The organism is Nocardia huaxiensis, assembly GCF_013744875.1.
In the GTDB taxonomy this organism is placed as follows: domain Bacteria; phylum Actinomycetota; class Actinomycetes; order Mycobacteriales; family Mycobacteriaceae; genus Nocardia; species Nocardia huaxiensis.
The window spans coordinates 3,889,678-3,914,554 of sequence record NZ_CP059399.1 but is presented as its reverse complement, the minus strand read 5'-3'; the positions used below and the strand labels follow the sequence as shown (position 1 = coordinate 3,914,554).

Below are 24,877 nucleotides of genomic sequence, written 5' to 3'. Positions count from 1 at the left end.
TCTGTTCTCGATGGTTCGCGTGTGTGCCAGGCGTGGTGACAAGGAGTTCCGCTTTGCCCGATCTGACTGAGGATCGTTCCGTGCCCGATGCCGCCACCGCGGAGCCCGATGCCGCGACCGCGGACCAGGACCGGGAACAGCAGTACCTCGATGTGCTCTACGAACGGCTCGACGGCATGCGCGAATACGCGCAGCGCCGCCTGCGCACCGTGCTGCTGGAGACCGGCGGCACCCCGCAGGCCCGCAGTGAACGCGAGTCCTTCACCCAGCTCTACTCCGAGGATCTCGCCAAATACGATGCCGCCGAACACGGTCTGTGCTTCGGGCGCATCGACCTATCCGAGAACGGCGACGGCGAGTCACACCGCTACATCGGCCGCATCGGCATTCTCGACGAGGCCCGCGACTACGAGACGCTGCTGCTGGATTGGCGTGCGCCGCTGGCCCGTCCGTTCTATCTGGCCACCACGGCCGCGCCCGACGGGGTGACGCGCCGCCGCCATATCCGCTCGCGCAATCGCAAGGTCACCGCGCTCAACGACGAATACCTGGATCTCGATTTCGCCCGCGAGGCCGGGGTCATCGACGGCGACGGGGGCGTCGGCAGTGAGAGCGCGCTGCTGGCCGCGCTCAATGCCGCCCGCACCGGGCACATGAACGACATCGTCGAAACCATCCAGAGCGAACAGGACGCCATCATCCGCTCCGAGCACAAGAGCGTGCTCGTGGTGCAGGGCGGGCCCGGCACCGGCAAAACCGCTGTGGCGCTGCATCGTGCGGCGTATCTGCTCTACACCTACCGGCAGCAGCTGGCCAAGGCCGGCGTCCTGATCATCGGCCCGAACTCGACCTTCCTCGACTACATCGGCCAGGTGCTGCCCTCACTCGGCGAGACCGGCGTGCTGCTGTCCACCGTCGGCAATCTGTATCCGGGTGTGCAAGCGACCCTGGAGGATTCGCTGCGCGCGGGCGAGCTCAAGGGTTCGCTGGACATGCTGGAGGTGCTCAAGAAGGCGGTGCGGGACTGGCAGGAGATCCCGCGCGAACCGGTGCGGCTGCACTTCGACGGGCACGACCTGATCCTGGACCGCAAGGTCGTCACCAAGGCGCGCGGCCGGGCGCGGTCCTCGCGCCGCCCGCACAATCTGGCCCGCCCGATCTTCGCCGCCGCCGTGGTGGACGCGCTCACCGATCAGCTGGCCCAGGCCATCGGCGCCAATCCGCTGGGCGGGCGAAACCTGTTGAGCCAGACCGATCTCACCGAGATCCGCGACGAGATGCGCGCCGACGCCGACATTCAGCGCGCCATCGCCGGGCTGTGGCCGCTGCTGACCCCGCAGGACGTGCTGGGCGGGCTGTGGGCCGATCCCAAGCGATTGGCCACCGCCGCGGCGCAGCTGAGCGAGACCGACCGCGCCGAACTGTACCGCTCCGACAGCGGCGAGTTCAGTGACGCCGATGCCCCGCTGCTGGACGAGCTGGCCGAACTCCTCGGCGTCGACGACACCGAGGAGCGCGAGCGCGCCCGTCGCCGCTGGCGCGCCCAGCTGGCCGAGGCCCAGGACGCCCTCGACATCCTGACCGGTTCGGCCCCACAGGATCTCGAGGACGACCTCGATCCGGAACTGCTCATGGCCTACGACCTCATCGACGCCTCCCAGCTGGCCGAGCGCCAGCAGGTCCGCACCAGCCAGACCACCGCCGAACGCGCCGCCGGGGACCGCACCTGGACCTACGGGCACGTCATTGTCGATGAGGCGCAGGAACTTTCGCAGATGGCGTGGCGAATGGTCATGCGCCGCATCCCGAATCGCTGGATCACCGCCGTCGGCGATGTCGCCCAGACCGGCGACCCGGCGGGGGCTTCGTCCTGGCAGCAGGTGCTGGAACCCTATGTGGCGCAACGCTGGAAGCTCACCGAGCTGACGGTGAACTACCGCACCCCCGCCGAGATCATGGCGGTGGCGGCCGATGTGCTCGCCGAGATCGATCCGGCGGCCCCCGCACCGCGCTCGGTCCGCGAATCCGGTTTCGCGCCGACGGCGCACAAGGTGGCCGCCGGCGAGCTGGCCACCGAGCTGGGCCGGCTGGTCGCCGAGGAGAACGACCATCCCGGCACCACCGCCGTCATCGTCCCGCACGATCTGGTCGCCGAACTCGCCCACCTGAACGGGGATTCGGTGCGCGTGCTCACCGTGCACGATGTGAAGGGCCTGGAATTCGACGCGGTGATCCTCGCCGAACCGCATCGCATGCTCGGCGAATCCCCGCGCGGGCTCAACGATCTGTACGTGGCGCTCACCCGTTCCACCCAGCGCCTGACCGTCGCGCACACCGAGGATCTGCCGCGCGTGCTGCAGCGGCTCAGCTGATCCGGACGGGCCGGTACTCCAGCGCCACCGTGCCCGAAGCGAAGATCTGGGTCGCGCTCAGCTGCCACCGCCCCTGCGGCATGCCGGTGTGACGACGCCCGGCTCCGAGCGTGATCGGGTGGATGAGGATCTGCATCTCATCCACCAGATCATGCGCGAGCAGTTCGTCCACCAGCCGATCGCCGGCGTGCACCAGCAGATCCCGCCCCGGCTCCGCGCGCAGCTTCGCCACCTGCTCGGGGACGTCACCGTCCAGCACGATCGAATTCCAATGCGGCCGTTCCAGCGTCCGGGTCACCACGTACTTGGGTATGCGGTCCATGCACGCGGTCAACGGGTCGGTGCGGTCGGCCGACCGCCACGCCCGCGCCAGCTCCTCGAAACTGGCGCGCCCCAGCAGCAGGGCCCGACTGTCCCGCAGCCGCCCGTGCTGGAACCTGGCGTGCTGGGCGTCGCGGAACGGGCCGGTCCAGTTCTGCCCCGCCACGACGCCGTCGATCGACATGTGCCTCACGACAACGACATTGCTCACCGTTCCAGACTGGCCGACACGCACCGCGGTCGCCAATCGCGAATGCCTACACGCTACGTTTAGTCACGCTGCACGATCGAAGGACTGGACATGCTGGAACGGCTGGAGCTCGAAGCCTTTCTCACCCTCGCCGAGGAATTGCACTTCGGCAGAACCGCGGAACGCCTGCACGTGTCCACGGGCCGGATCAGTCAGACCATCCGGGCCCTGGAACGCCGTTTGGGCGCACAACTTTTCGAACGCACCAGCCGCACGGTCACCCTCACCCCCGTGGGCAAGCAGCTGCGCGACGACCTGCTACCCGCCTACCGCCAGATCAGCGCCGGACTCAATGCGGCCAGCCTGGGCAGCACCGCACGGAAAGTGCTGACCGTCGGATTCTCCGCACCGTGGTGCGGCAACCTCATGGTCCGGGCCGCCGACCTCATGCGCATCCGCTACCCCGACAGCATCGTCAATGTGGAGGAAATCCAGCTCACCGACCCGCTGGGCCGAATGCGCTCGGGCGCGGTCGATCTGCAGCTCACCGAATTCCCCATCTCCGAACCCGACATCACCACCGGCCCGATCCTGTTCTCCGAACCGCGATCCCTGCTGGTCCCCGTGGATCACCCATTCGCACAGCGCGATTCGGTGGACCTCGAAGATCTCGGCGACGCCATCCTGATCACCCTCAACGATGAGCTGATCCCGCGCTACTGGATGGACTACTACTTCCCGCGCCGGACCCCGGCCGGCCGGCCGGTCCCGCAGGGCCCGGCCACGAACTTCTGGCCCGAGGTCCTGGTCCACGTCAATGCGGGCGTCGGCGTCAGCACCGTCTCCGCCCGCGCCGAACAGTTCCACTCCGGCCCCGGCATGGTCTTCGTCCCCTTCCGCGACGCCCCACCCATCGACTACGGCCTCATGTGGCCGACCGACACCAAGAACCCCCTCGTACGCCCATTCCTCGACCTCGTCCAGGAGGCCGCCACCCCGGCCTGACCCGCCACCGTTGAGCCGCACTCAACAAAACGTGCCCGAATCGCCCATTGTTGGATTCCGCAGGCGCCGACAGGCTGGCTCGCATGGGAAAGATCATTCATATCGTGCACCAGTCGCTGGACGGCTACATCGAAGGGCCCGACGGCGAATTCGACTGGCCTGTCATGGATTCCGAGCTCTCCATCGACACCAACACACTCGCCGAAGAAGCCGACGCCTTCCTCTACGGGCGCGGTGTATGGGGGCTGATGTCATACTTCTGGCCGCGCGCCGAGCAGATGTCGGAGCATCCGCACGACCTGGCCTTCGCGCCGGTCTGGCGGGCCAAGCCGAAGTACGTCGTCTCGCGCACCCTGCGGACGGACGAATGGAATTCGACGGTGATCGCCGATCCGGCCGAACTGGCCGAGATCAAGCGAGACAAGACCCTGCTGCTGTTCGGCGGCACCGAACTCGCCTCCGAACTCACCCGGCGCGGGCTCATCGACGAATACCGCGTCTACGTCCATCCCGTGCTGCTCGGCGGCGGCCGGACCGTCTTCACCGATGTGAAGCTGCGCGCCGGCCTGCGCCTGGTGGAATCGCGCACCTACGGCGGACAGGTCGTGCTGATGCGCCACGAACTCGCCGACGGCAACTAGACACCCGCGCAGCATGGGAGAGGTCATACGCGTCGCACACCGGTCGATGGACGGTTACACCGAGGAACCGAACGGCGAATTCTCCTGGCCCGATGAGGTTTCCGGCCGCACTCGGAGCGGAGCGGCGGAACTCGGCGGCCGGAGCGGCTTCACCAGCGTGCGACGGCGTCTCGGATTGCGCCTGATCGAGGAGCGCACCTACGGCGACGAGGTGGTGACGCTGCGGCACCTGCTCGCCGGGGATTGACAGCCTCGAACCACGAAGCGGCCGCGCCCTCCCGGACGCGGCCGCTTCATTGTCGCTGGTGCGTCAGCGCACGGTGTGCACGATGAGCACGTCGGCGCGGGACTTGCGGGCCACGTCCGAGGGGACGGAGCCGAGCAGGCGGCCGGCGAGGGTGTTGAGGCCACGGTTGCCGACGACGAGGAGGTCGGCGTCGATCTCCTTCATCAGGGTGAGCAGGGATTCGACGGGCTCGCCGACGACGGCCTTCTCGACCACGTTCAAAGCGCCCGCGGCGGTGGCCTTGTCATGGGCCACGCGCAGGATCTCGCTGGTCGGTGCGGAGCCGCGGACCTGGTAGGCCTCGTCCTTCAGGACGTCGGCGGCCGCGGCGACATCGCGGTCGTCGGTCGGGTAGTACGCGCAGGCGATGTACAGCGTGGCGCCCTCGTCGCCGGCCAGAGCCGCGGCCCGCTCGACGGCGACGTACGACGAGTCCGAGCCATCGGTACCGACGACGATCGTCCGGTAGGCGGTCATTTCTCCTCCAAGTACAAGGGTCGGGGCCGATGCGCCCACGTGGGTCCGGAGGCAACAGCGGCAACTTCGCCTGACAATAGCGGCATATCTGGCGGGAATTTTCGATATCGCAACACATCACATCCGCGTCGCGCGCGGGCACCGGCACACATTCGCCGGTGTGAGCCGGAACAACACTGATTACCAGCGAATTTCCCGGCGCCGCGGGGGGACGGCGGAAATCGTCAACCCTGTTGCACCGCTGGGACATTCGTCACAATTCACAATTTCCGCAGTGGCGGCGCGGGCGAAAAAGCGCGACCGTAATGGGTCGCGAGCGCAATGGGCAATGCTCACGAACCGAGTGCGAGCCGGGCGTACTCCAGCGGCGCCATGCCGATCTCCTTGGTGAACTCGTTGGAGAAGTGCGCCTGGTCGAAGTAGCCCAGTTCCAGGGCGAGCGCGGCCAGATCGGTGGTGCGGCCCTCGGCCAGCAGATGCGCGCCGTCCTGCAGGCGGTAGCGGCGCAGCACCCACTTGGGGCCCGCGCCGACATAGCGACGGAACAGGCGTTGCAGGGTGCGCACCGGGATATCGAAGCGCTCGGTCACCTGATCCACGCGCAGCAGGTCCGGATCCTGTTCCATCGCTTCGACAATCGCGAGCACCTGCCGGTAGGCGGTGTCGTCGGCGACCGCGCGATCCGGTGCGGCCGCGACCAGCGCCTCCTCCACCAGCGCCCGCCGCTGCTGCGAATCCCGGGTCGCCAGAACACGATCCGCGAGTCCGTCGGCCTCGGGTAGCACCTCGGTGAGCGGGACCGAGGCGTCGCGGAACGCGCCCACATCCAGACCGGTGAAGGCGCCGAAGCCGCCCGCGCGGAACTTCACGCCGAAGGTCTCACCCTCCCCGGCCAATTCGCGGGTGTACTTCGTGGTCCACACGCCGGTGAGGAAGCCGCCGCTGCGATCGTGCGAGCGCTCGAAGGTGAGGTTCACGCACGGATACGGCAGCACCTCGGCCGAGAAGGGCGGCATACCGCGCCGATCCCAGCTCACGAACCAGTACCACTCGACATAGCGGCTCACCGCCTCCCCGGCGGGCAGGCGGCCGTGATTGCTGACCCGGATCTGATCGCGGGGGCGCAGAATGCCCTTGGCCGTCTCCGGCGGCGGCACCGGCCGCGGGCCGAAATCGGGGGTGGCATCACTGTCCGGCATGCGGCTGTCGCTTTCTTACAAGACCGAAAAGGCCGGGGCGAGCAGAGTATTCGGCATGAGCACAGACGTGAACCCGATCCCCGAGAACTACCACTCCATCACCTGCTTCCTGCCGGTCGCCGACGCCAACCGGGCCATCGACTTCTACTCGGCCGTCTTCGAGGCGAAGGTGATCAGCCGCAACGACCTGCCCGACGGCCAGGCGGCGCATGCCGAACTGCTGATCGGCGACTCCACCATCCAAACCGGCCTGGAACTGCCCGAAAAGGGCCTGCGCTCCCCCGACGGCTTCGTCACCGCCAGCATCGTGCACTACTGCCCCGACGTGGACGCGGTCGCCGCCCGCGCCCTCGAACACGGCGCGCAAACCGTCGAGGAACCGGCCACCTTCGTCACCGGCGACCGCTACGGCGTGGTCATCGACCCGTTCGGACACCGCTGGGTGATCATGACCCGCGTCGAGGACGTCCCCCGCGAGGAGGCCGAGCGACGAGTGAACGAGTGGATGGCAGGGCAGAACTGAGCGCTCGGACGGAAGGGGTGCGCGACCCGGCCGCACACCCCTCCGGCCCGTTCTCACGACAGCCCGGCCGCGTCCATGCCGCGCAGTTCCTTCTTGAGGTCCGCGATCTCGTCGCGTAGCCGCCCGGCGAGCTCGAACTGCAACTCGCGCGCCGCGTTCATCATCTGCTCGGTCATGTCCTTGACCAGGTCGGCGAGTTCGGCGCGCGGCATGGACTTCACATCCCGGCCCTCGTACACCCCGGCGCTGACCGCGCGGCCCGGCTCGCCCTGGGCGCGGCGGCCACGGCTGGCATTGCGGCCGGAACCGCCCACCTCGACCTCGGAATCCTCGGCCTCGCGATACACCTGGTCGAGAATGTCGGCGATCTTCTTGCGCAAGGGTTTCGGATCGATGCCGCGCTCTTCGTTGTAGGCGACCTGCTTGGCCCGGCGGCGCTCGGTCTCGTCGATGGCCTGGCGCATGGAGTCGGTGATCTTGTCCGCGTACATGTGGACCTCACCGGACACATTCCGCGCGGCACGGCCGATGGTCTGGATGAGGCTGGTGCTGCTGCGCAGGAAGCCCTCCTTGTCGGCATCGAGAATGGCGACCAGCGACACCTCGGGCAGGTCCAGACCCTCACGCAGCAGGTTGATGCCGATGAGCACATCGAACTCGCCCAGGCGCAACTGCCGCAGCAGTTCCACGCGACGCAGCGTGTCGATCTCGGAATGCAGGTACCGCACCCGAATACCCAGGCCGAGCAGATAGTCGGTGAGATCCTCGGCCATCTTCTTGGTCAGCGTGGTGACCAGGACGCGTTCGTCGCGTTCGGCCCGCTGACGGATCTCGTGCACCAGATCGTCGATCTGTCCCTTGGTCGGCTTGACCACCACGTGCGGATCCACCAGACCGGTGGGGCGGATGACCTGTTCCACGAATTCGCCTTGGGCCCGGCCCAATTCGTACGGACCGGGGGTGGCCGACAGGTACACCGCCTGCCCGATGCGCTCGGCGAACTCCTCCCAGGTGAGCGGCCGGTTGTCGACCGCCGAGGGCAGCCGGAAGCCGTACTCCACCAGATTCCGCTTGCGCGACATATCGCCCTCGTACATGCCGCCGATCTGCGGCACGGTCACATGCGATTCGTCGATGACGAGCAGGAAATCCTCGGGGAAGTAATCGAGCAGGGTGGCCGGCGCGGAACCGGCCGGGCGCCCGTCGATATGGCGCGAGTAATTCTCGATACCCGAGCAGAAGCCGACCTGTTTGATCATTTCCAGGTCGTATTGGGTGCGCATGCGAAGACGTTGCGCCTCCAGCAATTTGCCCTGCTTTTCCAGTTCCGCGAGCCGCGCCTCGAGTTCGGCCTCGATATCGCCGACCGCGCGTTCCATTCGCTCCGGGCCCGCCACATAGTGGGTCGCCGGGAAAATGCGGAGCATATCCACCTGGCGCACCACATCGCCGGTGAGCGGATGCAGGTAATACAGCGCCTCGATCTCGTCACCGAAGAATTCGATGCGGATCGCCAGCTCCTCGTAGGAGGGGATGATCTCCACGGTGTCGCCGCGCACCCGGAAGGTGCCGCGCGTGAAGGACATGTCGTTGCGGGTGTACTGCACATCCACCAGCAACCGCAGCAGCTTGTCGCGCTCCACCTCGGCGCCCACCTCGAGCTGGACCGAACGGTCGAGATAGGACTGCGGCGTGCCGAGACCGTAGATGCACGACACCGACGCCACCACCACGACATCGCGCCGCGAGAGCAGGCTCGACGTGGCCGAATGGCGCAGCCGCTCGACATCGTCGTTGATCGAGCTGTCCTTCTCGATATAGGTATCGGTCTGCGCGATGTACGCCTCGGGCTGGTAGTAGTCGTAGTACGAGACGAAGTACTCGACGGCATTGTTGGGCAACATCTCCCGCAGCTCGTTGGCCAGCTGCGCGGCGAGGGTCTTGTTGGGGGCCATCACCAGCGTGGGGCGCTGCAACCGTTCGATGAGCCAGGCCGTGGTGGCCGACTTGCCGGTACCGGTGGCGCCGAGCAGCACCACATCCTTCTCGCCCGCGCGGATGCGCCGTTCCAGCTCCTCGATGGCGGCCGGCTGGTCACCCGCGGGAACGTGCTCGCTGACCACCTGGAACTGTCCCTCGACCCGCTCGACCGCGCCGATGGGCCGGAACTCGGAATGCGCCAGCGGCAGCTCGCCGGGGATCTCGGTTGCGAAAGCCATGTTCGACAGCCTAGGCCGCACCACCGACAGATTCCGTGCGCCGTCCGCGAGGTCTCCCGTGCGCGGTCGGCGAGATGCACTCCGCGTGGTTCCCGCACCCGGCCGCCGCACGGGCCCGCACCCCCGGTGGCGGGCATCGTCGAACGATGATCTCTTTTACATTCTGGTCGGTCGTATGAAACACCCTTTCTTGCAATGATCTTGATGCGAATGTCCACCGGGCGACACTCGAATTCCGGTTCGCTCACGAGGGTTCACAACCCCGATACCGGGTGTAACCTGACTTCGGCGGTCGGACAAAGTCGAGAAGGGCGAGGGTGATGACAGGTCTCCATGCGCCGCAGCGGAATTCCCTCAATGGAGTGGATCCGGGCAGAATCAAAGGCAATTCGCATCCGTCGGCCCCGCACAAGCCCAGACTCGAATTCTTCAATCTGGCCGAACTGTCCTGGACCGACCACCACGGCTACCTGCATCCGGTCGAGCGGTTGCACGCCGAGTCGTGGGGCCTGTACATGGAACGCAAAGTGGATAATCCACGCTTCCACTACATCGAATCCTGGCTCCTGCCCGCACTTTCGCTGCGGGTGACGGTCTACCACCTGCGCCCCGGCCACGACCGCGGGCAGACCTACTACCTCGATATCGGCGAGTTCGGTCCGGTCGAGTCCAAGAAGTGGCGCGCCGAGGCGCACTATCTGCATGTGGTGGCCCGCCCCGGCCAGGCGCCCGAACTGCTCGGCATCGACGAACTGCTCGCCGCCCATGCCGCCGGGCACTTCGACACCGTGCAGACCCATCGCGCCATCGAACGCGCCGCGGCCGTGGTGGACGGCATCGCCGGCTGCGACCACGATGTGGATCGCTGGCTGGCGCTGCAGGGCGTCCAGCTCACCTGGCTCTGAGCCCGACCACCCCTGGAATCGAAAAAGCCGCTCGGCCCACTTGCGCACGGGCCGAGCGGCTTTCGCCGTCCCGAAGGACCTTCCGTCCTAGCCGGAGAGGCTGGGGATCAGGCCGCCCAGTCCGCAGGAGCTGCTGCCCGAGCTGGTGTTCTCCGCCACCTGCACGGTGATGGAGTCGCTGATCAGGATCTGCCGGGCCTCGATCTTGTGGGCGCCCGCGGTGGACGGGGTCCACTTGATGGTCACCTTGTTGCTCAGCAGCGAGGGGCTGACCGGGCTGCCCGGAATGTCGACGCCATTGTCGGTGAACTTCACCGTGGAGAGCCGGTCGACCTCGACGGAGGCGGTGATCGTGTACTGGCAGCCGGCCTTGTGACCGGAGCCGGACACCTCGAGGTTTCCGACCCACGCACCGGCCTGCGGCGCCGCGAGCACGATGGTCGCGGCCATCGCGCCGAAGGTCGTCACGCCGATCCCGACCCGGCTGGCGCGGGCCTTCTGTACCTTCATCCTGTACTTCCCTTAGTTGTGCCACCCACGCAACTGTGGATAGCCGCACCGTAACGGAAGCCTATGTTTCACATTGCGGTTTTGACGAAGATTCCTCCGGCAAATATTCAGCGTGCGCTCTGCCTGCCGACTCGGCCACAGTTCGCTGGACGACTGCCGCCCGAACAGCGATGCTGAGAACATGACTCAGGCGCCCGCGGTGCACCTGCACCCGCCCAAGGTGGAGTACTTCCATGTCGACAAGCTGACCAATGTCGATCCCAAGGGCTTCGTGCGCGAGGTCGAGCACTATCAGGTCGAACCGTGGGGCCTGTACATGGCCCGGCAGTCGGATCACCCGGAATTCCACTACATCGAATCCTGGCTGCTGCCAAGCCTGTCGCTGCGCGTCACGGTCTTCCACTTCACGCCGGCGGACCTGCGCGATCAGGACTACTACCTCGACATCGGCGAGTTCGCACAGGTCGACGCCACGACCTGGCGGTCCGTGGACCACTACCTCGATCTGGTGGTGCGCACCGGCCGCGACGTCGAATTACTGGATGTGGACGAACTTCTCGCCGCCCACGCCGCCGGTTACCTGGAGCTGCCGCAGGCGCAGCGGGCCATCGAAACCGCCACCGCCACCATCGACGGCCTTGCGGCACACGGCCACAGCCTCGAGGCGTGGCTGGCCGCGCACGGCATCAAGCTGACCTGGCGCTAGCGCCGGAGAGGACGCGGCGGGCTCAGTCCGCCGCCACCACAATCACATTCACGGCCCGGCCCGGATCGGCATTGGCGTGCCGCCATTCCAGGCCCGGCTCCCCCGCCGCGGTGACGCGCGGAAAACCGGCGTCCGCCAGGCGATCTCGCAGGCCCTCGGCGGTGGCGGCGTCGGCCACGACGATCTGGATGTCGAGGACGTCCTCGGTGGGCTTGCCGCCGACGGAAGTCGGGCCGATGTGCTCGATGCGCTGCGCGTCCGCGCCGCAGGCCACCTGGAGCCGCGCGATCAATCGGCGCGCCTGTGCGGGCCACTCCGGATTCGCGTCCACCACCGGCAGTTCGGCGGGCCGGGCGGCGGGCGTGCGGGTGCGCAGATTGCGTTCGAAGGGAATGAGCCGCTCCTCCCACAGCCGGTGCACCTCGGCGTCGATCGTCCCGTTTGCGCCATTGTTGTCGAGCAGGACATCGGCGGCGGCCCGGCGTTGCTCATCGGTCGCCTGCGCGGCGATGCGGGCGCGCGCGTCGGCCTCGTCGATGCCGCGGAACTCCACCAGCCGCGCGACGCGGGTCTCCTCGGCGGCGTCCACGATCACCACCAGATTCATGAACGGTCCCAGGCCGTTCTCCACCAGCAGCGGAATGTCCTGCACCACAATGGCCTCCGCGGGGGCGGCCGCGATGAGCTCGGCGGTGCGCTGGCCGACCAGCGGATGCGTGATGCCATTGAGCGTGGCGCGCGCCTCGTCACTGGCGAAGGCCCGGGCGGCCAGCGCCGGCCGGTCGAGGCTGCCGTCCGCGGCCAGGATCTCCGCGCCGAAGGCGGCCACGAGCGCGGCCAGTCCCTCGGTTCCGGGGGCCACCACCTCGCGGGCGATGACATCGCTATCCACCAGGACGGCACCCCGTTCGGACAGAATCCGCGCCACGGTGGATTTGCCCGCTCCCATGCCTCCGGTGAGACCAACTCGCAACATTCCCACAGTCTCGCAAACCGGATTCGTGGCTTGCACAGGGGCCATGACAAGAGCTCAACGGCGGAAAAGTCTGATTACCCACTCGCACAGGCGAATTCACCTCCCAGCCGATCACCTTTCTCATTCCGTGATTTTCACGAGACCTTTCCGCAACTTTTTCCGCCAATACGGACCGCATGTCGGCAACATTCCGACACGCCAGGGCGAATGTCGCGCAAAATACGGTGTCGCACACTTTTGTTCGGCTAAGGTTCGCCGCAGGCGATCCTAGGCCGGTATCACGCAAGAGAAGGAAGTTCATTGGGCACCAGAAACATCCAGACGGGTCGGCACCGTCTGGGCCTGGCGGGCACGGTGCATTGCATCGAGATTCCCGCCGTCGCGGCGGCGCTGGCCGAGCACCGCCGTTCATGGTTCACCACCCTCATCAGCCCCGCCCGGCACAGCTTCGCGGCCATGCGAAAACGCTCCGCCGCTGCCGCCGTCCACTGGGTGCCCGCCACCGCAAGCTGATCCGCCTGCACCGCCCCCGTGGCTCGGTCCGTCCGGACCGGGCCATTGTTGTGTGCGGTCAGACGATGCCGTAACCGGCCGAACGGACCAGGTCCGGATCGGCGGTCGAACCCTGCGCTCCGGCGGATTCCTGACAGTCCCTTGCAGGTGTATGCGGCGACTCCTAGGCTGGGCGGCAATACCTGAAAGTCACTATCAGGTATTCGACCTCGGAGGGGACGATGACACGATCCGCGGTGCCCGAGCGGCCCGAAGCAGCACAAGCGCCCGAACGCCTAGGGGCGCTCGGGCGCTGCGGCGTCGTCATGGCGCGACATCATCGGCTCGTCATCGGGCTGTGGCTGGTTCTGGTGGCGGTGTGCGCGGCCGCGTTCCCGGCTCTGCACGACCGGCTCGGCGCACCTGACTACACCATTGCGGGTTCCGACTCGAGTCGCGTGGAACAGCTGGTGGCCGAACACTTCTCACAGTTCGGGGCGGAGCAGGATCTCATCGTCTTCCATTCCGCGCAGTACACGGCGGACTCCCCCGAATTCCGCGCCGCCGTCGACAGCGCGCTCACCGCCGCGCGCGGCACCGAGGGCGTCGCCGGAGCCATCGGGCCGTTCGAAGGCAATGCGGCCCTGCAGATCTCGGCCGACCGCCACACCGCGTTCGGCATCGTCGGACTGGACGGGTCCATGTCCGACCGGGTCGCGGTGGCCGACCGGCTGCAGCAGGCGCTGGCCGCCGCCACCGATTCGGGTGTGAGTGCCGCCGCCACCGGATTCTCCGCCATCCAATCCGATCTCATGCAGACCGAGACCGCCGACCTGCAGCGCGGTGAGAGCATCGGCCTGCCCATCGCGGCGGTCGTGCTGGTGATGGCACTCGGCGCGGTGCTGGCGGCCACCATTCCCATGGCGGTGACCGTCGCCGGGCTGGCGGTGGCGATCGGATTGCTGTTCGGGCTGACCGCGTTCCTGACCTTCGATTCGCTGGTGCTGTCCATCGCCACCATGATCTGCACCGGCGCCGCCATCGACTACGGCATGTTCCTGGTGAGCCGGTTCAATGAGGAGCTCACCCGGCGCGGAGTCCGGGACCGCAAGGCGCGCACCGAGATTCATGCCGCCGTCGGCACGACCATGAACACCACCGGGCGCACCATCCTGGTCTCCGGGCTCATTGTGATGATCTCGCTGTGCGCGCTGGTGACCGTCGGCATCCCCATGCTCAACGGCATCGCCATCGGCGTGGTGACCGCGGCCGTCGCCACCCTCACCGCGGCCTTCACCCTGCTGCCCGCGATCCTGGCGGCGCTGGGCCCGGCGATCAATCGCGGTGCGCTGCCCGCGCGCTGGCGGCCGGCCGAAACCCAGCCCGCCACCGTGAGCAGCGGCTGGACCCGCTGGGCGCACACCGTCATGGGCCGGCCGGTGCTGTTCGGCGGCCTCGGGGTGCTGCTGCTGGTGCTGGCGGCGCTGCCGATCGGCGGCATCCGCTACGGCATCGACATGGGCCTGGGCTCGCTGGCGGACCGCCCGTCCGGGCAGGCGACCCAGCTGGTGCGCGACAATTTCGGGCCGGGTCTGCTCTCGCCCATCCAGGTGGTGGTCACCGGGCCGGAGGATACGCCGTTGTCCGGCAACGGTTTCGTGGAGGCGAACCGTTTCGTCGCCGAACTGTCGCGGGATCCGCGCATCGCACAGGTGGTGCCGCAGCAGCTGGACGGCCGCATGCTGGCCATGGTCATCCCGAAGGACTCCTTCGATTCCACCGCCGCCGCCGACCTGACCGCCGACATTCGTTCCACCGCAAGCGGTGTCGAGTCCGCCGAAGTATCGGTGGGCGGCGTGCCGGCCAGCTTCGCCGACATCTCCGAGCGCATCACCGACCGCTTCCCCTGGGTGATCGCGCTGGTGCTCGCGGTCTCGCTCATTTTCCTGGTGTTCGCGTTCCGCAGTATCGTGCTGGCGCTCAAGGCGATCGTGATGAACCTGCTGGCCACCGGTGCGGCCCTCGGCCTCACGGTCGCGGTCTTCCAGCACGGCGTCGGCGGTTCACTGCTCGGCATCCACTCCTCGGGCTTCCTGCAGGTGTACCTGCCGATGCTGGTGTTCGCCGTATTGTTCGGCCTCTCCATGGATTACGAGGTGTTCCTGGTGCGACGCATGAAGGAGGCGTGGGATCGCGATCCGGACAATGCCGCTGCGGTGGCAGAAGGCTTGCAGCGCACCGCCCGTCCCATCACCGCCGCGGCGGCCATCATGGTGGCGGTGTTCGCGAGCTTCCTCACCGCCGACGTCCTCGAGCTGAAGCAGATCGGTTTCGCGCTCGGGGTGGCCGTGGCCATCGACGCGATCATCGTGCGACTGATCCTGGTGCCCGCCTTCATGCAGCTCTTCGGCCGCTGGAACTGGTGGCTGCCGAAGCTCGGCGCGCGCCGAACTCAGCCGACGATGGCGGTGAGCGCCGCGACCACGGATTCCAGCACCTCGCCGTAGACCGCACGCAGCGGGCGCTCGAAATCCGTTCCCGCCCAATGGTCCAGCGCCGCCATGCAGCCCCAGATGGCGGTGGCGGCCGCGACCCGGATCACCAGATCATTGGCGTCGCGGCCGCTGCGCTGGGCGAACAGCAGCTGGAACTGTTCCTCCATGGCACGCATCTGCAGCACCTGCCGGTCCCGCACCTCGGGGATGGCCCGCACATACTGCATCCGCTGCCGGGTGCGCCGCTCGACATCCGCGGTGATGATGCTGTCGGCGACGACCGGAGCCAGGGCGCGCGCGATCGCGATCAGTTCGCCGAGCTCCAGCGTTTCGCCGTTGCCCGCCTCGCGGAGCACCTCCAGGACTTCGGGATCGACTTCGTCGTAGAGGACCAGCATCTCCTTGGTCCCGAAGTACCGGTAGATCGAACTCGGCGACACGCCCGCCGCTGCGGCGACCCGCTCCACGGTGACCTCGCGGTACCCGTGCCGATCGAACAGTTCCAACGCCACCCGCTGGATACGGCTCATGGCCTCGACCTTGCGTTTCTCCCACAGGGAGACCGGGGATTTCACGGAGGACTGGGACATATCAGCTTCGAGAATACCGGGGACGATTCACCCGGCCGCGGCATAGGCTTCCGCGAGCCAGCCGCGCACCTCGTCGTCCACCTCGCCCGCCGCGACCAGTTCGAGGTGGTGGGTCCAGTGCCGGTCGGCGGGGTGTGCGACTTCCTTGAACCGTTTCGAATCCAGTTCGTGCGGTAGCTCCAGCGTGAGCACAGCGGGTACCTCGGACTTCAGGTACTGCCCGGGTTTCCAGAGCTGCGCGAACGCCCGCTTTCGCCGAAATCCGATCTGGCTCTTGGTGATTCGCATATCCGCCGGTCCGATAGCGTCGATTGCCCCGCGCACCGCCTCGGCGATGGCGATCCCGGCGGCGGACCCGGCGAAGAACTCGTCCACCGTCTGCGCGACATCGGCCATGGTTGTCACGGTACGCCGCACGACCCCGGGAAGAACGGAAAAGCCCCCGGGTCCATCCGGACCCGGGGGCTTTTCTATCGCTTACGCGTTACCGCGGGAGCAGCGAATCAGGCGTTGCCCGACAGCTTCTCGCGCAGCGCGGCCAGCTGGGCGTCGCTCGCGAGCGAGCCACCGGCCGGCTCGGAGGACGAGGCCGCAGCCTGCGAGCCGCTCTCCGAGGAGTAGTTGGACGGGCCGCCGTTGGCAGCCTCGGCCGCGGCGTCGGCCGCCATCTTCTCCATCTGAGCGGTGTGCATCTTGTGGCGACGCTCGGCCTCGGCGTACCGGGTCTCCCACTCTTCACGCTGCTTCTCGAAGCCCTCGAGCCATTCGTTGGTCTCGGAGTCGAAGCCCTCGGGGAAGATGTAGTTGCCCTGGTCGTCGTAGCTGTCGGCCATGCCGTACTTCGACGGGTCGAACTCGGAGGTGTAGTCCTCGTTCGCCTGCTTCAGCGACAGCGAGATGCGGCGACGCTCGAGGTCGATGTCGATGACCTTGACCATGGCGTCGTCGCCGACGGCCACGACCTGGTCCGGCACCTCGACGTGGCGCTCGGCCAGCTCGGAGATGTGGACGAGGCCCTCGATGCCCTCTTCGACGCGCACGAACGCACCGAACGGAACCAGCTTGGTGACCTTACCGGGCACGATCTGGCCGATGGCGTGGGTGCGGGCGAACTGACGCCACGGGTCTTCCTGGGTCGCCTTGAGCGACAGGGAGACACGCTCGCGGTCGAGATCGACGTCGAGAACCTCGACGGTGACCTCGTTGCCGACCTCGACAACCTCGGACGGGTGGTCGATGTGCTTCCAGGACAGCTCGGAGACGTGCACCAGACCGTCCACGCCACCCAGGTCCACGAAGGCACCGAAGTTGACGATGGAGGAGACCACACCCTTGCGGACCTGGCCCTTCTGCAGCTGGTGCAGGAACTCGCTGCGGACCTCGGACTGGGTCTGCTCGAGCCAGGCGCGACGCGACAGCACCACGTTGTTGCGGTTCTTGTCGAGCTCGATGATCTTGGCCTCGATCTCCTTGCCGACGTACGGCTGGAGGTCGCGGACACGGCGCATCTCGACCAGCGAAGCCGGGAGGAAGCCGCGCAGACCGATGTCCAGGATCAGGCCGCCCTTGACGACCTCGATGACGGTGCCCTTGACGGCCTCGTCACGCTCCTTGAGCTCCTCGATCGTGCCCCAAGCCCGCTCGTACTGAGCACGCTTCTTCGACAGGATCAGGCGGCCTTCCTTGTCCTCCTTGGTGAGAACGAGGGCCTCGACCTCATCGCCCACGGAAACGACCTCGGCCGGGTCGACATCGTGCTTGATGGACAGTTCGCGAGACGGGATGACGCCTTCGGTCTTGTAACCGATGTCGAGAAGGACCTCGTCCCGATCGACCTTGACGATGGTTCCTTCGACGATGTCGCCGTCGTTGAAGTACTTGATGGTCTTGTCGATGGCGGCGAGGAAGTCCTCGGCAGAGCCGATGTCGTTGACGGCTACCTGCGGCGAGGTCACGGTGGTGGGCATGTGTTGGGAGGCTCCGGACGGATTGTGGTCGGTAGTGGACATGTGGACTTTCGGTATTGCTGCGAACTCACAGCGATGGAACTAACGTTGGCCATGCAACAGCACATCGCTGCGACGGAGCACAACGCTGCCCTGGTAAGCATGCGGGACTCACAGCACGATTGTCTGCTCTAACCGGCTTGCAAGAAACCGAGTACAGAAGACACTCGCGGAAAACAGCGTACGCGACGTGTGTTGTACCAAGCAAACACGGGTCCCCCCGTGCGGGTCGATAGGGTGACGCCATGTCCGAAGATCAGCGCGCCACCTCCGACGATACCCGCCATGCTGAGGCGAACGCCCTGCTCGGAACCGTGGGAGTGGCCCGTACCAAGGTCGATTCGCAGGCCAGTCAGCGGGCCAGCCGCAAGTGGTGGGACGCGGACGCCGCCGCCTACCACGAGACGCACGCCGACTTCCTCGGCGTGGATTCGCCCGCGGGCGAGTTCATCTGGTGCCCGGAGGGATTGCACGAGGGCGACTGGCATTTGCTGGGCGATATCGAGGACAAGGTGATCCTGGAGATCGGCTGCGGTTCGGCGCCGTGCTCGCGGTGGCTGGCGGCGCACGGCGCGCATCCGGTCGGATTGGATCTGTCGAGGCAGATGCTCGAGCGCGGCCTCGCGGCCATGGACGCCGGCGGGCCGCGGGTGCCGCTGGTGCAGGCCGGCGCCGAGGAGTTGCCGTTCGCGGACGAATCCTTCGATCTGGCGTGTTCGGCCTTCGGTGCGGTGCCGTTCGTGGCCGACTCGGCGCAGGTGATGCGCGAGGTGGCACGCGTGCTCAAGCCGGGTGGTCGCTGGGTGTTCTCGGTGAATCATCCGATGCGGTGGATCTTTCCCGACGATCCGGGACCGGAGGGACTGCGCGCGACCATCCCCTACTTCGACCGCACGCCGTATGTGGAGCTGGACGGCGACGGCGAGGCCACCTATGTGGAACACCACCGCACCATCGGGGACCGGGTGCGCGAGATCGTGAGCGCCGGACTGGTGCTGACCGATGTCATCGAACCGGACTGGCCGGAATGGCTGGATCGCGAATGGGGCCAGTGGAGTCCGCTGCGCGGCGAAATCTTCCCCGGTACAGCGATTTTCGTCACCGAGAAACCGAACTGACCCTGACGTCGCGCCCTGTCCTGTGATAGGGCTACAGGGGTGGAGGGAAGTCCGTTCGGCCGCTACCGATTGCTCGGACTGCTCGGGGCGGGCGGTATGGGGCAGGTCTATCGCGCGTACGACACCGGCACCGACCGGATCGTCGCGCTCAAAGTGCTGCCCCCGGAACTGGCGCACGACCCCACCTACCGGGAGCGATTCCGGCGGGAGGCGCAGGCCGCGGCGCGGTTGAACGAACCGCACATCATTCCCATCCACGGGTACGGGGAGATCGACGGGCGCCTGTTCCTCGACATGCGCCTGGTCGAGGGCACCGATCTCGGCACGGTGCTCACCGAACACGGGGCGCTCTCGCCCGCGATGTCGGTGGACTACACCGCGCAGATCGCCGCCGCACTGGACGCCGCACATCAGGCGGGGCTGGTGCACCGGGATGTGAAACCGTCCAATATCCTCACCACCGCAAACGGTTTCGCGTACCTCATCGACTTCGGCATCGCGCTGGGCGACGGCGACGCGGGACTCACCACCTCGGGCGCAGCCATCGGCACCTTCGCCTACATGGCGCCCGAACGCCTCGAGCACGGCTCCTACGACGCCCGCGCCGATGTGTATTCGCTGGCCTGCGTGCTCTACGAGTGCATGACCGGCTCGAAACCGTTCCCGGGCACCAGCGTCGAGCGGCAGATCGCGGCGCACCTGTCGGCCCCGCCGCCGCGCCCGTCCTTCACCACCGGAACGGTGCCCGCGGCCTTCGACGAGGTGATCGCGCGCGGCATGGCGAAGAAGCCGGAGGAGCGCTACCCCACCGCGGGCGCCCTGGCCGCCGCCGCCCGCCACGCCCTGCATCCCGGATCCGCGGGCGCCGCCCCGGAGTATCCGGGAACCGCTGCCACCCAACGCATTCCGGTACCGTCCGCGCACACGCCGCGACCGTCGCGCCCAGCGGGCTGGACCGGCAACACCACCATCGGCCGGGAATCCGCTCCCCCGCCGCACCCCGGGCCGGATCCGGCGAAACGCTCACTGAACGCGCTCATGTGGGCCGCGGCCACCGCGGTCGCGGTGCTCGTCGTCGCGGTTGCGGCGGTGTCGCTGGTCCTGAACACGAAATCGACGCAGAACGGCGACACAGCGGCCCAGCCGCCGCATTCGGCGGCCCCCGGGAGCACCGCGCCGCCGACCGCTCCCGGCACCAGCGGCCCGGTGAACCCGGGACCGACCGGCACACCCGGCAGCACGCCGCCGACCACGACCAGCAAGCCACCCACCACGACGACCACCGCTCCACCCTCGGCGAACGAGATGGTGACCTTCGTGAAGGGGCACTACAGCCTGCTGCCGGGCGGCACGGCCGCCGCCTGGGACCGACTGACCCCGCGCTACCAGAATTACGTCGGCGGTTACGCCGGCTACGAATCATTCTGGAAGACAGTCGATTCCGTAAACATCTCCGAGACGGTGGCCGATCCCGCCACCCTGACGGTCACCTACCGGCTGGACTTCAAGTACAAGGACGGCCGCACCGGCACCGAAACCCGCCGCGCCCAACTGGTCCGCAGCGGAGACACCTTCCTGATCGACAGCGCCGAACTGACGTCCTGAGCATCAGCGCCGTCATCCCGGCCTGAGATCATCTTCCGTCATCCCGGCATGCTTTTGGCCGGGATCCACACCCACCGCGTGGATTCCGGCCAAAAGCGCGCCGGAATGACGAGGGGGTCGTCATTCCGGCGCGGTGGTTGCCTATTTCGGTTCTCTACCGGCCTGTTTCAGCGCCAGGCGGAGTGCGAATTCGATTTGCGCATTGATGCTGCGAAGATCGTCGGCCGCCCATTTGGCGAGCGCTTCGTGGACGGCCGGGTCGAGCCGCAGCAGCACCTTCTTCGGCTCGCGCTTGACCATTACGAGTACAGCGATCCGGCGTTGACCACGGGCTGGGTGGGGCGATCACCACACAGCACGACCAGCAGGTTGGACACCATCGCCGCCTTACGCTCCTCGTCCAGTTCGACCATGCCCTCCGCCGCGAGGCGTTCCAGGGCCAGGCCGACCATACCCACCGCACCCTCGACGATCTTGGTGCGGGCGGCCACCACCTGCGCGGCCTGCTGGCGAACCAGCATGGCCTGGGCGATCTCCGGGGCGTAGGCCAGGTGGGTGATGCGCGCCTCGACCACGTCGATGCCCGCCATGGCGGTGCGCTCGCGCAGTTCGGTGGTGAGCTCCTCGGCGATCTCGGCGCCGTCGCGCAGGCTGGTGCGGCCGGCGTCGTGTGCGTCGTAGGGGTGCACGGTGGCCAGATGCCTTACGGCGGCCTCGGATTGGGTTTCCACGTACTGCTCGTAGTCGTCCACGGCGAAGGCGGCGTTGTAGCTGTCGACCACCTTGTAGACGACCACCGCGGCGATCTCCACCGGATTGCCGTCGGCGTCGTTGACCTTCAGCTTCTGGGTCTCGAAGTTGCGCACCCGCAACGAGATTCGACGCCGGTCGGTGAGCGGCACCACCCAGAAGAACCCGGGATCGCTCACCGATCCGATGTAGCGGCCGAAGAACTGGATCACCCGCGCCTCGTTCGGGTTGACGACCACCAGGCCGCTCAGGCCCAGCAGGGCGGCCACACCCACCACGACGGCCACGGCCACCAGCACGCCGTAGGCGGCATTGCCGGTATCCGACGCCTGGCCGATGCCGAATGCCGCCGCCGCGCCCGCGATGACGATCAGCGCGAACAGGGTCAACAGCATGAGGAACCCGTTCTTCCGATAGGCCGGACGAAGCTCCATGACTATCCTCCCGATATTGAAGTGATATCACTACGATAGCAGACTCCGACTCTCGCGGGGAGCACCCACTCTCGGTGGGGCTCTCAGGGGCTGCGCCCGAACCCCTCGAGACAGGGCGGCGGGTCAGTTCGGGCGGATATTGCGGTTGAAGCGGAACATGTTGCGTGCGTCGTACTTCGACTTCAATGCGCCGAGCCGGTCGTAGGTTTCCGGGGCGTAGATCGCCCGGGTCTGGGCTTCATCGGCGAACTGGCCGCCGCCGTAGAGGAAGTTCAGGCTGTGGCCGATGGTCCACGGGGACAGAGCTTCCTGGATCCCGGCGAGGCGCTCGCGCACCTGCGCGGGGCTGGCCGGGCCGGGCAGGGTGATGGCGCGGGCCACGTATTCGGCCGCGCGGTGGTCCACGGCGACACCGGCCGGACCGGGGCGGCGCAGTGCGCCGCCGAGGTGCCGGAATCCGGCCACGACCGGGCTGCCGGAGTTCGGGCCGGTGATCTCCAGGAAGGCGTCGCTGGCATCGGCGGGCAGTTCGCGCAGCAGGGCGTTGGTGGCGGTGTACGGGTGCGGATCGGCCGGATCCCGGTAGATGGCATGGGTTTCCGCGTACGGCATGACGCGCAGGTCGTCGTTCATGCGCTCGCCGACGGCCCGCAGCGGAGCGACCAGGCGTTCGCCCTCGGCCTCGGAACCGGTGTAGGCGATATTGACGGTCGCGGTGTATCGGCCGCGCAGATGCGGCGGCAGCTGCGGCAGATCCGGCATCTGGATGGTGGAGAAAGCCGAGGTCATCTCGTCGGGCAGGTCCTGGGTCCACAGTCGCCACGCCTCCATGGCCGGTTCGACCAGGCGGGTGTCGAAGGTGAGCTGCCCACCGTAGACGTGGGTGACCGGAACCAGGTCCAGTTCGAGCGCGGTCACCACGCCGAAGTTGCCTCCGGTGCCCAGGACCGCGCCGAACAGTTCGTCGCCGGGCACCAGCCGGCGCAGCCGGCCGTCGGCGGTGACGAGCTCGATGGCGCGCACATGGTCTGCGGCATAACCGAATTCGCGGGCGAGCAGGCCCAGACCGCCGCCGAGGGTGTAGCCGACCACGCCGACCGAGTTCGAGGATCCGTTGAGCGGCGCGAGTCCGTGTGCGACGGCGGCGTCGATGAGCGCGCCCGCCTGCACGCCGGCGGCGACGCGGGCGGTGCGAGCGACCGGATCGATCCGAATGTCGGTCATACGACGGGTATTGACGAGAACGCCGCCGTCGGCCGCCACCGCGAGCCCGTGCCCGGTGGCCTGCACGGCGACCGGAAGTCCGTGCCGCGCCGCGTATTCCACGGCGGACCGCACATCCTCGGCGTGCGCCGCGGCCACGACCAGCGCGGGCCGATGCGTGTAAGCGGTTTGGAATCCGGCGATTTCGCTGTCGTACCCGGCGTCGCCGGGCCGGAAGACCGGGCCGGTGGTGGCGGGAAGTTCGATGTTCGTGTGCGCTGTCGTCGTCATGTCTACGACTCTGCCGCGCTCGGATTGAGAACTCCAACAGATAGTTTTTATTGGTTCTAGAATCAATAGTTATGGAGCTGCGTCAGCTGCGATACTTCGTCACCGTCGCCGAGGAGGCCAATTTCACCCGCGCGGCCGCCCGCCTGCATCTGGCTCAGCCCGGTCTCAGCGCCCAGATCCGTCAGCTGGAACGCGAACTGGGACAACCACTCCTGGATCGCTCGACCCGGTCGGTCACGCTGACGCCGGTCGGCGAGGCGGTCCTCCCGCACGCCCGCGCCGCCCTGGCCGCCGCCGAACGGATCACCCACACCGTGGACGAGTTCACCGGCCTGCTGCGCGGTCAGGTCCGGGTCGGGCTCATCACCGGCGCGGCGGTCGACAATTTCGATATCGCGTCCGTGCTCGCGGACTTCCACGACGACCATCCGCAGGTCGGCATCAGCCTCACCGAGGACACCTCCGAGCACATGCTGGCGGCGCTGACGCGCGGCGATCTGGATGTCGCACTGGTCGGCCTGGCCACCGAGACGGTCGATCCCGGCTTCGGCGTCGAGGTCGTGCTCGACACCCATGTGGTGGCCGCGGTGGCCCTGGACGACGATCGCTTCGGCGCCACAACCACCGTCGCCGAATTGTGCGAGTATCCGCTCATCTGCCTCCCGGCCGGGACCGGTATTCGCGGACGCTTCGAAAGCGCCTGCACCGCAGCCGGATCCGTGCCGGATATCGCCTACGAGGCCGGAGCCCCCACCCTGCTGCTGCAACTGGCGGCGCGCGGACTGGGTGTCGCCATCGTCCCGGCGCTCCCACCCGCGGACGCGACGTCCTTCGGTGTCCGGACCATCGACATCGAGCCGGAGCTGCGCGGCCGGCTCGCGCTCATCTGGCGCACCGACCGCCCGAGCTCACCGGCCGCGAAAGTGCTTCTGGGGCAGATGCGCATCGCGTTCACGCGCTGGAAGACACCCGCCGCCAGGTGAACTCGCGGATTCAGACGGCAGCGGCCCGCAGCCCCAGCGTCTCTCGCAGATCGCCGTCCCGGGCCACCTGAACCGCGACCAGCGCCAGCAGCAGCGCGCCGGTGAGCAGGTGCATGATCGCGTCGGTGGTGTGGTTCGGGAAGGTGAAGATCAGCACTCGCTCCGAGAACAATGCCCACACGCCGACCACCAGTCCGCCGCCGAGGCCGGCCGCGAGGCAGTACCACGCCGACCAGGATTTCCGGGTCGCGGCGAGCAAGGCCGGGGTGAACAGCAGCAGGCCGGCCACCGCGTGCCAGCCGTTGTAGTCCATGCCGGCCACCGGGGTGGCGTGTGCGTGCTCGCCGATCCCGAAGCTGGGTTCGGCGATCCAGCCGACAATGGCCCAGACGATGTGGACCACCCCCACGACCAGAACGGCCCACTGCAGAAAACTCCACTGCGCCGGCGTGATTCGACGCCGGGCTACCGAATGTGCGCTCATCGCGACACCTCCCACCTGTTCGGTATTTCTACTACGCAATGTAGTTGATACGAAGATCAAGCGGAAGGCCATGAGTATGGTCACTCAAACTTCCCT

Annotated in this window: 24 protein-coding genes and 1 pseudogene; 12 read left to right on the top strand and 13 right to left on the bottom strand. The window is 67.5% G+C overall.

The features are described from left to right. The first annotated feature begins 80 nt into the window (after positions 1 to 80). Positions 81 to 2,372 (top strand): HelD family protein, encoded by a 2,292-nt coding sequence (locus tag H0264_RS17530; protein ID WP_244976263.1) that lies wholly within the window; start codon positions 81 to 83, stop codon positions 2,370 to 2,372. Here H0264_RS17530 and H0264_RS17525 read toward each other — a convergent pair. Next, positions 2,365 to 2,886 carry a dihydrofolate reductase family protein gene (locus H0264_RS17525; protein ID WP_220139999.1) on the bottom strand — a complete coding sequence of 174 codons (522 nt, stop codon included), beginning with the start codon at positions 2,884 to 2,886 and terminating at the stop codon, positions 2,365 to 2,367. The two genes, H0264_RS17530 and H0264_RS17525, sit on opposite strands and share 8 nt — an antisense overlap. 108 nt (positions 2,887 to 2,994) lie before the next feature. On the opposite strand from H0264_RS17525, the gene H0264_RS17520 reads away from it, so the two are divergent. The 3 genes from H0264_RS17520 (at position 2,995) to H0264_RS17510 (ending at position 4,776) form a co-directional block, all read left to right on the top strand. Beyond that, positions 2,995 to 3,888 (top strand): LysR family transcriptional regulator, encoded by an 894-nt coding sequence (locus H0264_RS17520; protein ID WP_181584956.1) that lies wholly within the window; start codon positions 2,995 to 2,997, stop codon positions 3,886 to 3,888. A gap of 83 nt (positions 3,889 to 3,971) precedes the next feature. Beyond that, positions 3,972 to 4,529 (top strand): dihydrofolate reductase family protein, encoded by a 558-nt coding sequence (locus H0264_RS17515; protein ID WP_181584955.1) that lies wholly within the window; start codon positions 3,972 to 3,974, stop codon positions 4,527 to 4,529. A 13-nt stretch (positions 4,530 to 4,542) separates the two neighbouring features. After that, positions 4,543 to 4,776: a hypothetical protein gene (locus tag H0264_RS17510; protein ID WP_181584954.1), complete on the top strand. Its 234-nt coding sequence runs from the start codon at positions 4,543 to 4,545 to the stop codon at positions 4,774 to 4,776. Between the two features lie 63 nt (positions 4,777 to 4,839). Here the strand turns inward: H0264_RS17510 and H0264_RS17505 are convergent, their stop codons facing one another. Together H0264_RS17505 and H0264_RS17500 are read right to left on the bottom strand one after the other, a co-directional pair. Further along, positions 4,840 to 5,292 carry a universal stress protein gene (locus H0264_RS17505; protein WP_181584953.1) on the bottom strand — a complete coding sequence of 151 codons (453 nt, stop codon included), beginning with the start codon at positions 5,290 to 5,292 and terminating at the stop codon, positions 4,840 to 4,842. Between the two features lie 332 nt (positions 5,293 to 5,624). Further along, positions 5,625 to 6,491: a helix-turn-helix domain-containing protein gene (locus H0264_RS17500; protein WP_181584952.1), complete on the bottom strand. Its 867-nt coding sequence runs from the start codon at positions 6,489 to 6,491 to the stop codon at positions 5,625 to 5,627. A 55-nt stretch (positions 6,492 to 6,546) separates the two neighbouring features. Between H0264_RS17500 and H0264_RS17495 the strand changes: the two genes are divergently transcribed. Then, on the top strand, positions 6,547 to 7,014 hold the full coding sequence (locus H0264_RS17495; RefSeq protein ID WP_181584951.1) for a VOC family protein: 468 nt from the start codon (positions 6,547 to 6,549) through the stop codon (positions 7,012 to 7,014). 53 nt (positions 7,015 to 7,067) lie between these two features. On the opposite strand, the gene uvrB is transcribed toward H0264_RS17495, so the two are convergent. After that, positions 7,068 to 9,233 carry an excinuclease ABC subunit UvrB gene (gene uvrB, locus H0264_RS17490; protein WP_181584950.1) on the bottom strand — a complete coding sequence of 722 codons (2,166 nt, stop codon included), beginning with the start codon at positions 9,231 to 9,233 and terminating at the stop codon, positions 7,068 to 7,070. Between the two features lie 320 nt (positions 9,234 to 9,553). Between uvrB and H0264_RS17485 the strand changes: the two genes are divergently transcribed. Continuing rightward, positions 9,554 to 10,138, top strand: a complete 585-nt coding sequence (locus tag H0264_RS17485) for a ribonuclease FAU-1 family protein (RefSeq protein WP_181584949.1) — start codon at positions 9,554 to 9,556, stop codon at positions 10,136 to 10,138. Positions 10,139 to 10,225: 87 nt separating this feature from the next. Here H0264_RS17485 and H0264_RS17480 read toward each other — a convergent pair whose 3' ends face one another. After that, positions 10,226 to 10,648, bottom strand: coding sequence for a hypothetical protein (locus H0264_RS17480; RefSeq protein WP_181584948.1), 423 nt, complete (start codon positions 10,646 to 10,648; stop codon positions 10,226 to 10,228). Positions 10,649 to 10,829: 181 nt separating this feature from the next. On the opposite strand from H0264_RS17480, the gene H0264_RS17475 reads away from it, so the two are divergent. Continuing rightward, positions 10,830 to 11,354: a ribonuclease FAU-1 family protein gene (locus H0264_RS17475; protein ID WP_181584947.1), complete on the top strand. Its 525-nt coding sequence runs from the start codon at positions 10,830 to 10,832 to the stop codon at positions 11,352 to 11,354. Between the two features lie 37 nt (positions 11,355 to 11,391). Here H0264_RS17475 and coaE read toward each other — a convergent pair. After that, positions 11,392 to 12,330, bottom strand: a pseudogene (gene coaE, locus H0264_RS17470) (dephospho-CoA kinase); the annotation flags it as partial. A gap of 300 nt (positions 12,331 to 12,630) precedes the next feature. Here coaE and H0264_RS17465 point away from each other — a divergent pair. After that, a complete protein-coding gene (locus H0264_RS17465) occupies positions 12,631 to 12,843 on the top strand; it encodes a hypothetical protein (RefSeq protein ID WP_181584945.1) in 213 nt (70 codons plus the stop codon). A 221-nt stretch (positions 12,844 to 13,064) separates the two neighbouring features. After that, the gene (locus H0264_RS17460; RefSeq protein WP_181584944.1) at positions 13,065 to 15,329 is read left to right on the top strand and encodes an MMPL family transporter; all 2,265 of its coding nucleotides are present in this window, start codon (positions 13,065 to 13,067) and stop codon (positions 15,327 to 15,329) included. Here the strand turns inward: H0264_RS17460 and H0264_RS17455 are convergent. The 3 genes from H0264_RS17455 to rpsA form a co-directional block, all read right to left on the bottom strand. Continuing rightward, positions 15,275 to 15,907: a TetR/AcrR family transcriptional regulator gene (locus H0264_RS17455; protein WP_181584943.1), complete on the bottom strand. Its 633-nt coding sequence runs from the start codon at positions 15,905 to 15,907 to the stop codon at positions 15,275 to 15,277. The genes H0264_RS17460 and H0264_RS17455 overlap by 55 nt on opposite strands. A gap of 27 nt (positions 15,908 to 15,934) precedes the next feature. Further along, positions 15,935 to 16,303, bottom strand: coding sequence for a DUF5655 domain-containing protein (locus H0264_RS17450; RefSeq protein WP_181584942.1), 369 nt, complete (start codon positions 16,301 to 16,303; stop codon positions 15,935 to 15,937). Between the two features lie 107 nt (positions 16,304 to 16,410). Continuing rightward, entirely contained in the window at positions 16,411 to 17,874 is a 1,464-nt protein-coding gene (rpsA, locus tag H0264_RS17445; protein WP_181584941.1) for a 30S ribosomal protein S1, read from the bottom strand. A gap of 284 nt (positions 17,875 to 18,158) precedes the next feature. On the opposite strand from rpsA, the gene H0264_RS17440 reads away from it, so the two are divergent. Both H0264_RS17440 and H0264_RS17435 read left to right on the top strand, forming a co-directional pair. After that, positions 18,159 to 19,031, top strand: coding sequence for a class I SAM-dependent methyltransferase (locus H0264_RS17440; protein ID WP_181584940.1), 873 nt, complete (start codon positions 18,159 to 18,161; stop codon positions 19,029 to 19,031). A gap of 39 nt (positions 19,032 to 19,070) precedes the next feature. Next, the gene (locus H0264_RS17435) at positions 19,071 to 20,636 is read left to right on the top strand and encodes a serine/threonine-protein kinase (protein WP_231086486.1); all 1,566 of its coding nucleotides are present in this window, start codon (positions 19,071 to 19,073) and stop codon (positions 20,634 to 20,636) included. 141 nt (positions 20,637 to 20,777) lie between these two features. On the opposite strand, the gene H0264_RS17430 is transcribed toward H0264_RS17435, so the two are convergent. The 3 genes from H0264_RS17430 to H0264_RS17420 form a co-directional block, all read right to left on the bottom strand. Next, positions 20,778 to 20,936, bottom strand: a complete 159-nt coding sequence (locus tag H0264_RS17430) for a type II toxin-antitoxin system antitoxin (RefSeq protein ID WP_181584939.1) — start codon at positions 20,934 to 20,936, stop codon at positions 20,778 to 20,780. After that, positions 20,936 to 21,820, bottom strand: a complete 885-nt coding sequence (locus H0264_RS17425; protein WP_181584938.1) for an SPFH domain-containing protein — start codon at positions 21,818 to 21,820, stop codon at positions 20,936 to 20,938. Before H0264_RS17425 ends, H0264_RS17430 begins: the two co-directional genes overlap by 1 nt. Before the next feature lie 123 nt (positions 21,821 to 21,943). Then, the gene (locus H0264_RS17420; RefSeq protein WP_181584937.1) at positions 21,944 to 23,314 is read right to left on the bottom strand and encodes an FAD-binding oxidoreductase; all 1,371 of its coding nucleotides are present in this window, start codon (positions 23,312 to 23,314) and stop codon (positions 21,944 to 21,946) included. Between the two features lie 71 nt (positions 23,315 to 23,385). Here H0264_RS17420 and H0264_RS17415 point away from each other — a divergent pair, with 71 nt between their 5' ends. Continuing rightward, positions 23,386 to 24,297, top strand: coding sequence for a LysR family transcriptional regulator (locus H0264_RS17415; protein ID WP_181584936.1), 912 nt, complete (start codon positions 23,386 to 23,388; stop codon positions 24,295 to 24,297). 10 nt (positions 24,298 to 24,307) lie between these two features. Here H0264_RS17415 and H0264_RS17410 read toward each other — a convergent pair whose 3' ends face one another. Next, a complete protein-coding gene (locus H0264_RS17410) occupies positions 24,308 to 24,781 on the bottom strand; it encodes a DUF4383 domain-containing protein (protein WP_181584935.1) in 474 nt (157 codons plus the stop codon). Positions 24,782 to 24,877 lie beyond the last annotated feature (96 nt).

Bases quoted from the DNA above. Each gene is read 5' to 3' on its own strand.
- H0264_RS17520 (WP_181584956.1), top strand. From the start codon at position 2,995: ATGCTGGAACGGCTGGAGCTCGAAGCCTTTCTCACCCTCGCCGAGGAA.
- H0264_RS17515 (WP_181584955.1), top strand. From the start codon at position 3,972: ATGGGAAAGATCATTCATATCGTGCACCAGTCGCTGGACGGCTACATC.
- H0264_RS17510 (WP_181584954.1), top strand. From the start codon at position 4,543: ATGGGAGAGGTCATACGCGTCGCACACCGGTCGATGGACGGTTACACC.
- H0264_RS17505 (WP_181584953.1), bottom strand. From the start codon at position 5,292: ATGACCGCCTACCGGACGATCGTCGTCGGTACCGATGGCTCGGACTCG.
- H0264_RS17500 (WP_181584952.1), bottom strand. From the start codon at position 6,491: ATGCCGGACAGTGATGCCACCCCCGATTTCGGCCCGCGGCCGGTGCCG.
- H0264_RS17495 (WP_181584951.1), top strand. From the start codon at position 6,547: ATGAGCACAGACGTGAACCCGATCCCCGAGAACTACCACTCCATCACC.
- uvrB (WP_181584950.1), bottom strand. From the start codon at position 9,233: ATGGCTTTCGCAACCGAGATCCCCGGCGAGCTGCCGCTGGCGCATTCC.
- H0264_RS17485 (WP_181584949.1), top strand. From the start codon at position 9,554: ATGACAGGTCTCCATGCGCCGCAGCGGAATTCCCTCAATGGAGTGGAT.
- H0264_RS17480 (WP_181584948.1), bottom strand. From the start codon at position 10,648: ATGAAGGTACAGAAGGCCCGCGCCAGCCGGGTCGGGATCGGCGTGACG.
- H0264_RS17475 (WP_181584947.1), top strand. From the start codon at position 10,830: ATGACTCAGGCGCCCGCGGTGCACCTGCACCCGCCCAAGGTGGAGTAC.
- H0264_RS17460 (WP_181584944.1), top strand. From the start codon at position 13,065: ATGACACGATCCGCGGTGCCCGAGCGGCCCGAAGCAGCACAAGCGCCC.
- H0264_RS17455 (WP_181584943.1), bottom strand. From the start codon at position 15,907: ATGTCCCAGTCCTCCGTGAAATCCCCGGTCTCCCTGTGGGAGAAACGC.
- H0264_RS17450 (WP_181584942.1), bottom strand. From the start codon at position 16,303: ATGGCCGATGTCGCGCAGACGGTGGACGAGTTCTTCGCCGGGTCCGCC.
- rpsA (WP_181584941.1), bottom strand. From the start codon at position 17,874: ATGCCCACCACCGTGACCTCGCCGCAGGTAGCCGTCAACGACATCGGC.
- H0264_RS17440 (WP_181584940.1), top strand. From the start codon at position 18,159: ATGTCCGAAGATCAGCGCGCCACCTCCGACGATACCCGCCATGCTGAG.
- H0264_RS17430 (WP_181584939.1), bottom strand. From the start codon at position 20,936: ATGGTCAAGCGCGAGCCGAAGAAGGTGCTGCTGCGGCTCGACCCGGCC.
- H0264_RS17425 (WP_181584938.1), bottom strand. From the start codon at position 21,820: ATGGAGCTTCGTCCGGCCTATCGGAAGAACGGGTTCCTCATGCTGTTG.
- H0264_RS17420 (WP_181584937.1), bottom strand. From the start codon at position 23,314: ATGACGACGACAGCGCACACGAACATCGAACTTCCCGCCACCACCGGC.
- H0264_RS17415 (WP_181584936.1), top strand. From the start codon at position 23,386: ATGGAGCTGCGTCAGCTGCGATACTTCGTCACCGTCGCCGAGGAGGCC.
- H0264_RS17410 (WP_181584935.1), bottom strand. From the start codon at position 24,781: ATGAGCGCACATTCGGTAGCCCGGCGTCGAATCACGCCGGCGCAGTGG.